Source organism: Rhodococcoides kyotonense, assembly GCF_001645385.1.
GTDB classification, from domain to species: Bacteria; Actinomycetota; Actinomycetes; order Mycobacteriales; family Mycobacteriaceae; genus Rhodococcoides; species Rhodococcoides kyotonensis_B.
In genome coordinates, this window is the sequence record NZ_LVHI01000040.1 from 176,083 (window position 1) to 183,276 (window position 7,194).

At 62.5% G+C, this 7,194-nt stretch carries 5 protein-coding genes and 1 pseudogene; all 6 read left to right on the top strand.

Annotated features, from left to right (window positions below; translation table 11 throughout):
- Positions 1–59 precede the first annotated feature (59 nt).
- Positions 60–1,682 (top strand): AMP-binding protein, encoded by a 1,623-nt coding sequence (locus tag A3K89_RS24285; RefSeq protein ID WP_068431892.1) that lies wholly within the window; start codon positions 60–62, stop codon positions 1,680–1,682.
- Positions 1,683–2,102: 420 nt separating this feature from the next.
- Positions 2,103–4,433, top strand: coding sequence for a transketolase-like TK C-terminal-containing protein (locus tag A3K89_RS24290; RefSeq protein WP_068431895.1), 2,331 nt, complete (start codon positions 2,103–2,105; stop codon positions 4,431–4,433).
- 22 nt (positions 4,434–4,455) lie between these two features.
- A complete protein-coding gene (locus tag A3K89_RS24295) occupies positions 4,456–5,637 on the top strand; it encodes a 2-oxo acid dehydrogenase subunit E2 (protein ID WP_068431898.1) in 1,182 nt (393 codons plus the stop codon).
- 13 nt (positions 5,638–5,650) lie between these two features.
- Entirely contained in the window at positions 5,651–5,902 is a 252-nt protein-coding gene (locus A3K89_RS24300; protein WP_068431901.1) for a hypothetical protein, read from the top strand.
- Between the two features lie 70 nt (positions 5,903–5,972).
- A pseudogene (locus A3K89_RS24305) lies at positions 5,973–6,170 on the top strand (methylmalonyl-CoA carboxyltransferase); the annotation flags it as partial.
- 42 nt (positions 6,171–6,212) lie between these two features.
- Positions 6,213–7,194 (top strand): acyl-CoA carboxylase subunit beta (locus A3K89_RS26540; protein WP_302050746.1); only part of this gene is annotated, 982 nt, incomplete at its 3' end.

Genomic DNA, 7,194 nt, shown 5'->3' on the forward strand with positions numbered 1-7,194 from the left:
ATCCGATCGATCTTTGACCGCAGCGCTCTGACTCGAGCGCTCTACAGCTTGGAGAAACTGTGTCCGGTCTCGATGTGCCCTTGACGCCGCTTCGATTTCTCGAACGCGCCGCCGAGGTCACGCCCACCAAGACAGCCGTCATCGACGGTGACCGCAAATGGACGTACGAAGAGTTTGCAGCAGCGGTGCAGAAACTCGCGAAATCGTTACGTGCGCAGGGAATCTCGGATGGCCAACGAGTCGCCTACCTCGCGACCAACTCAGCGGAACTACTGATCGCGCACTACGCCGTACCGTTGACGCGTGGGGTGCTCGTCGCTATCAACACCCGGCTGTCCGCCAAGGAAATCCACTACATCTTGGAACACTCCGGTGCGCGCACCGTTTTCGGTGATGCAGACCTTCTACGACCTGTGATCGCATCAGGCCTTTCGTTCTCGACAGTGGACCGCTGGGTCCAGCTGCCGGACGCCTCCGGGCGCTACGAAGAACAAGGGGTGCCGGTCCGCTACGATTCTGCGCTCGCCCATGCACGTGGTGAGGACCTACCATGGGACGTCGACGACGAAAACCGAACCATAGCAATCAATTACACGTCAGGCACCACAGGTCGCCCGAAGGGGGTGATGTACTCCCATCGCGGTGCGTATCTCAACTCGCTGGGCAACATCCACCACTCGGGCTTCGACGGTGACACCCGATATCTATGGACGCTTCCGATGTTCCATTGCAACGGATGGTGCACCACCTGGGCAGTGACCGCGGCATTGGGCACGCACATCTGCTACCGGGCCGTGCGCGCGGACACCATGTGGACGCTCATCGACGATCACGAAATCACTCACATGAACGGGGCGCCCACGGTGTTGACTTTGTTCGCCAACGCCGATCGAGCCCACCAGCTCTCAACGCCGCTGACGATCAGTAATGGCGGTGCGCCACCGAGCCCGACGATTATTGCGCGTATCCGGGCACTGGGTGCCACGCTCGTGCACATCTACGGGCTTACCGAGACCTACGGTCCGTACTCGCTGTCCGAACCGAAAAGCGAATGGGCAGCCCTGGATTCGGATACCCAGGCGACGCTGATGGCACGCCAGGGGGTCGGCATGTTGACCTCCGAACGGCTGAGAGTGGTTCGAACGACGACCTCCCCCGACGAAGAGTTGATCGACGTCGCCGCGGACGGCACGGAGATGGGCGAGATCGTGATGCGAGGAAACACGGTCATGAAGGGCTACTACAACGATGATGCGGCGACCCAGGCAGCTACTGCTGGCGGATGGTTCCATTCAGGAGACTTAGGTGTGATGCACCCAGACGGCTACGTGCAGTTGCTCGACCGCGCCAAAGACGTCATCATCTCCGGCGGCGAAAACATCTCGACCATCGAAGTCGAGCAAGCAATCCTTTCCCACCCAGGGGTGCAGGATGCGGCTGTTGTGGGAACACCGGACAACAAGTGGGGTGAGCGACCGAAAGCGTTCGTCATCAGCTACGCGGGCGCGGGGTTGAACGAAGCCTCCGTCATCGCTCACGTCAAAACGCAGATTGCATCCTACAAGGCGCCCAGTTCGGTCGAGTTCGTCGGCAGCCTGCCTCGCACATCGACCGGAAAGATTCGCAAAAACGAACTGCGCGAGGCGGAATGGGCGTCATCGGACATCAGGATCAAAGGATGACACGTTCGACTCCGAGCCGCTGACCACCCACTGCCTCCATGTGAGACGGCGCCGTAGGCGCTTACCTTTCGAAGCCGAATACACTGTCTCGGAGGATTTTCGAATCAGATTCAGTACTGCGTCCACACGCGCGGCGGTCGCCCGCGCTGCGCAGCAACACAACCTCGAACACCTTTCGCGGCGATGAACTACGCAGAATGCCCAATCGCAGAATCACCACTTGTGCAGAGGAATTCACTCTGATGCACTGATGCTCGTTGCTGACAGGACGCAACTCGACGCGCTCCGCGACCCGGACGCGGACCATGTAGCCGCACACACCCTCTCGTCGGCGCCCCTGGCATACCCTCTGCCCATCATTGCGGCTCGGTACAGCCAACCATTCACCCACCGGACGTCATCGATTCAGGAGTACATGTCATGACCAGCACTATTTCCGCCGAACACAATTCGGGACGGAACACCTCGAACGATGTGCAGGAGATCGCCGAAAAGGTGCTGTGGCTCTCGACGTCGATCATTCACCACGCCAACCGAGTCCGACCCAACACAACCGGGCTCAAAGTCGGGGGCCATCAAGCTTCCTGCGCCTCGATGGTCGCGATCATGACGTCCTTGTGGTTCGAACAGTTGCAGCCCGGGGACCGCGTGTCGGTCAAACCGCACGCGTCCCCGGTACTGCACGCGATCAATTACCTCCTCGGCGAACTCGACGAAAAATATTTGACGACACTGCGCTCCTTCGGTGGACTGCAGTCCTACCCGTCGCGGTCGAAAGACCCTGACACCGTGGACTACTCGACCGGCTCGGTCGGTATCGGTGCGACAGCACCGATATGGGGTGCCATGTCGCGCCGCTACGTCGACACCAGCTTCGGCGGAGCGGGTACGGGCCGTCAGTACTCGTTGGTCGGCGACGCCGAACTCGACGAAGGCGCCGTGTGGGAAGCAATCATCGACCCCGGCGTCGCCGAACTCGGTGAAATCGTGTGGATTGTCGACCTGAACCGCCAGTCCCTGGACCGCGTCGTCCCCAACATCGCCGCGCGCAGGCTCGAGAAGATGTTCGACGCCGCCGGCTGGCAAGTCATCACCGTCAAATTCGGCCGCTTGCTCGAAGACCTCTTCGCCCGCTCCGGAGGCGAAGCATTGCGCCGCAGGATCCTGGACATGCCCAATCCCGAGTACCAGCGGCTCCTGCGCTGCACCGCGGACCAAGTCCGTGACCGTCTTCCCGGTGGCGGTCCCGACGCGGCCGCCATTGCCGAGGTCATCGCCGACGTCGAGGACGCCACGTTGGTCGAGTCGATCCGCAACCTCGGCGGGCACGATCTCGACGCACTCCGCGAGGCGTACTCCCGTATCGACGACACCCGCCCCACCGTCATCATCGCTTACACGGTCAAGGGCTTCGGGCTCCCGACCCAGGGCCATCCGCAGAACCATTCCTCGCTACTGAGCATCGACGAGTACGAGGAGCTCGCGCGCACACTCGGCACTGACGCGAGCAGTCCGTGGGGCCGATTCCCTGACGACACCGCCGCCGGACAACTTTGTGCCGAAACAGCAGAACGCATTCGGCGCGAGCCCATCCCGGCCGCCACTCCCCCTGCCGTGCCGACCGATATCGGCCGCACTCCCAAGGGAACCGCTACAACCCAGGCTGCGCTGGGCCGCGTTCTGATCGATCTGACTCGTGAGGTACCCGAGGCCGCCAAGCGCATCATCACCGTCAGCCCCGACGTCAGCTCCACCACCAACCTCGGCGGATGGGTCAACAAGGTCGGCGTCTGGTCCACCGCCGAGCGCCACAACTGGTTCGCCGACGACGCCGAAACCATCATGCACTGGCGCGAAAAGCCCACCGGCCAGCACATGGAACTCGGCATCGCCGAAACAAACCTCGTCGGCCTCATGGGCGAGCTCGGAGCGACCTGGAGCCGGTGGGGTCAGCCGTTGTTCCCGATCGGCGTCATGTACGACCCGTTCGTCGAACGCGCACTCGAACCCTGGTCGTACGGCATCTATGCAGGTGGACAATCCATTCTTGTCGGCACACCGTCCGGGGTGACGCTCGCAGCCGAAGGTGGGGCACACCAGTCGATCAAGACACCGTCCATCGGACTCGAGCAACCCGGCTGCATCACCTACGAACCGGCATTCGCCATCGACGTCGAATGGACACTACTGGCCAGCATCAACCGACTCGGGCGGTCCGACGGAACATCGGCGTATCTGCGCCTGTCGACCCGCCCCGTCGACCAGAAGCTCGCCGACGTGCCCGCCGATCCGGCGGCCCGCGAGCGGCGTCGTCGCCAGGTCGTCGCAGGCGGCTATCCATTGATCCGCCACGAGGGCGCAGTGGTGACCATCGCTGCGATGGGCGCGATGATGACCGAAGCCCTCGAAGCAGCGCAGCGTCTCGAACAGATCGGCATCGTCGCCGACGTTCTGTGCATCACCAGTCCCGGCGAGCTGTACAAAGCCCTCCAAGCCCGCCGCGGGCACGGCACCGCGGAATCCTGGATTCTCGACCAACTGCTACCGGCCGACCGCGCCACCCCGTTGGTCACGGTCCTCGACGGTCACCCACACACCCTGGCATTTCTCGCCACAGTCAACCGAGTCGCGTCGACCTCGTTGGGAGTCAGCAACTTCGGGCAGGTCGGATCCCTCGACGAGGTCTACAAGTACCACCGGATCGACACCGACTCCATCGTCGGCGCTGCCCTCGACGTCGTCGGGCACTGACGAAGACACAGGAAAGCGAATCATGACGACCACGCAAGAAACGACGACCGTACCGATGCCCGCTCTCGGTGAGAACGTCACCGAAGGCACCGTGACCAGATGGTTGAAACAGATCGGCGACACAGTCGACATCGACGAGCCGTTGCTCGAAGTCGCGACGGACAAAGTCGATACCGAGATTGCATCTCCCGTGGCCGGTGTGTTGGTCGGCATGATCGCCGACGAGGATGCCGTCGTCGAGATCGGGGCCCCACTCGCTCTGGTCGCTGTACACGGGACTGCGCAACCTGAAGCCGACATCACCCCCCAAACACAGTTACCGACCGATCCTGACCCACAACGTGCCATCGTTCCTGCGTCCGACGAAAAATGTTCAACAGCAACCCGAACCATCAGTGCTGACAGACCTGCCCTAGTGGATTCCTCGAGTCGGACATCCCCGGGTGCGCCAGAAGTGCCGAACCCCGGGACGTCCGACGACGCAGGTGCAGTCAGGGTCGAGAAACTACCCCGCATTCGCCGCACCATCGCGGCGAGAATGGTCGAATCTCTGCACACCGCAGCACAATTGACGACCGTCGTCGAGGTCGACATCGCAAGGATCGCCGCACTACGGCGGGACCACAAGACCGTCTTCCATCAACGAACCGGACACAAACTGTCCTACCTACCGTTCCTGACGAAGGCTGCAGTGGAATCGCTGGAATCGAACCCGGTCATCAACTCCGCCCTCGACTCCGACGTCACCGAAGTGACCTACCACCGATCGGTGCATCTCGGAATGGCGGTCGACAGCGCCAAAGGATTGATGGTTCCCGTCATTCGCAATGCCCAGAACATGACGATCACCGAACTCGCCCACGCTATCGCAGCAGCCGCAGAATCGGTGCGGACCGGAAAAGTAGGAGCCGATGACCTCACCGGCGGCACGTTCACCATCACCAACACCGGCAGCCGCGGGGCGTTGTTCGACACACCGATCATCAATCAGCCCCAATCAGCGATCCTCGGGACCGGAGCAGTCGTCGAACGCCTCAAGCCCGCGTACGACGCAGCCGGAAATCTGACGATCGCAGTCGTACCCACCGTGCATCTATCGCTGTCCTACGACCACCGGATAGTCGATGGAGCGGATGCCGCCCGATACCTCACGGACGTCAAAGACCGCCTGGAAAAAGGCTACACAGCAGCGGATCTCACGTGAAACACGAAGCATCATGACCGCCGATGAGCGACGAGCGCCCCGGACCCCGCTGAACACCGTCGACGCCGCGATCCTCGAATTCGCCGAGCGCTGGGCGCCGTTCGGCGGCGGACACGAATTCATCTTTCCCGAATTCGGAATCCGCATCGATGAATTCTACGACCGTTTGGGCCACATTCTGAACCAGATCGATCCGCAGCACCGTAGATCCGCGCTCACGGATGCAGTGCGGCGTAACTACCCTTTTTGGCGTCCGACGCCGTGAACCCGCCGATATCAGCACAGCACTATCTCGGAGATCGAGAGCAGCTCTTATAAAAAAGGATTGACACACAGTGACCACGCACCCGTCCCGCCTGTCCAAGCCCGACATACACACCACCGCGGGCAAGCTCGCCGACCTGCGTAGCCGCCGCGAAGCAGCGATGGCACCGTCCGGCGAAGCCGCGATCGAGAAGGTGCACGCCAAAGGCAAGCTGACCGCCCGCGAGCGCATCCTCGCGCTGCTCGACGAGGGCTCGTTCGTCGAAATGCGGAGATCGAGAGCAGCTCTTATAAAAAAGGATTGACACACAGTGACCACGCACCCGTCCCGCCTGTCCAAGCCCGACATACACACCACCGCGGGCAAGCTCGCCGACCTGCGTAGCCGCCGCGAAGCAGCGATGGCACCGTCCGGCGAAGCCGCGATCGAGAAGGTGCACGCCAAAGGCAAGCTGACCGCCCGCGAGCGCATCCTCGCGCTGCTCGACGAGGGCTCGTTCGTCGAAATGGATGCGTTGGCCCGCCACCGCTCCCAGAACTTCGGCCTCGCCGACAACCGCCCCTTCGGCGACGGCGTCGTCACCGGCTACGGCACCATCGACGGCCGCGACGTCTGCGTCTTCTCCCAGGACGTCACCGTCTTCGGCGGCTCCCTCGGTGAAATCTACGGCGAGAAGATCGTCAAGGTCATGGACCTGGCCATCAAGACCGGCCGCCCGCTCATCGGCATCAACGAAGGCGCAGGCGCCCGCATCCAGGAAGGCGTCGTCTCCCTCGGRYTSTACGGCGAAATCTTCCACCGCAACGTCCAAGCCTCCGGCGTCATCCCCCAGATCTCACTGGTCATGGGCGCCGCCGCCGGCGGACACGTCTACTCCCCCGCCCTGACCGACTTCGTCGTCATGGTCGATCAAACCTCSCAGATGTTCGTCACCGGCCCCGACGTCATCAAAACCGTCACCGGCGAAAACGTCACCATGGAAGAACTCGGCGGCGCCCACACCCACATGGAGAAGTCCGGTGTCGCGCACTACGTCGCCTCCGGTGAACAGGACGCACTCGACTACGTCCGCGACATCCTGTCCTACCTGCCGAGCAACAACCGCGCCGAAGCKCCCCGCTTGGCCCCCTCGGACCCGATCATCGGCGGCATCGAGGACAACCTCACCGCCGAAGACCTCGAACTCGACACCCTGATCCCGGATTCGCCGAACACCCCGTACGACATGCACGAGGTCATCCGCCGCATCCTCGACGACGACGAATTCCTCGAAGTCCAAGAAGGCCGCGCCC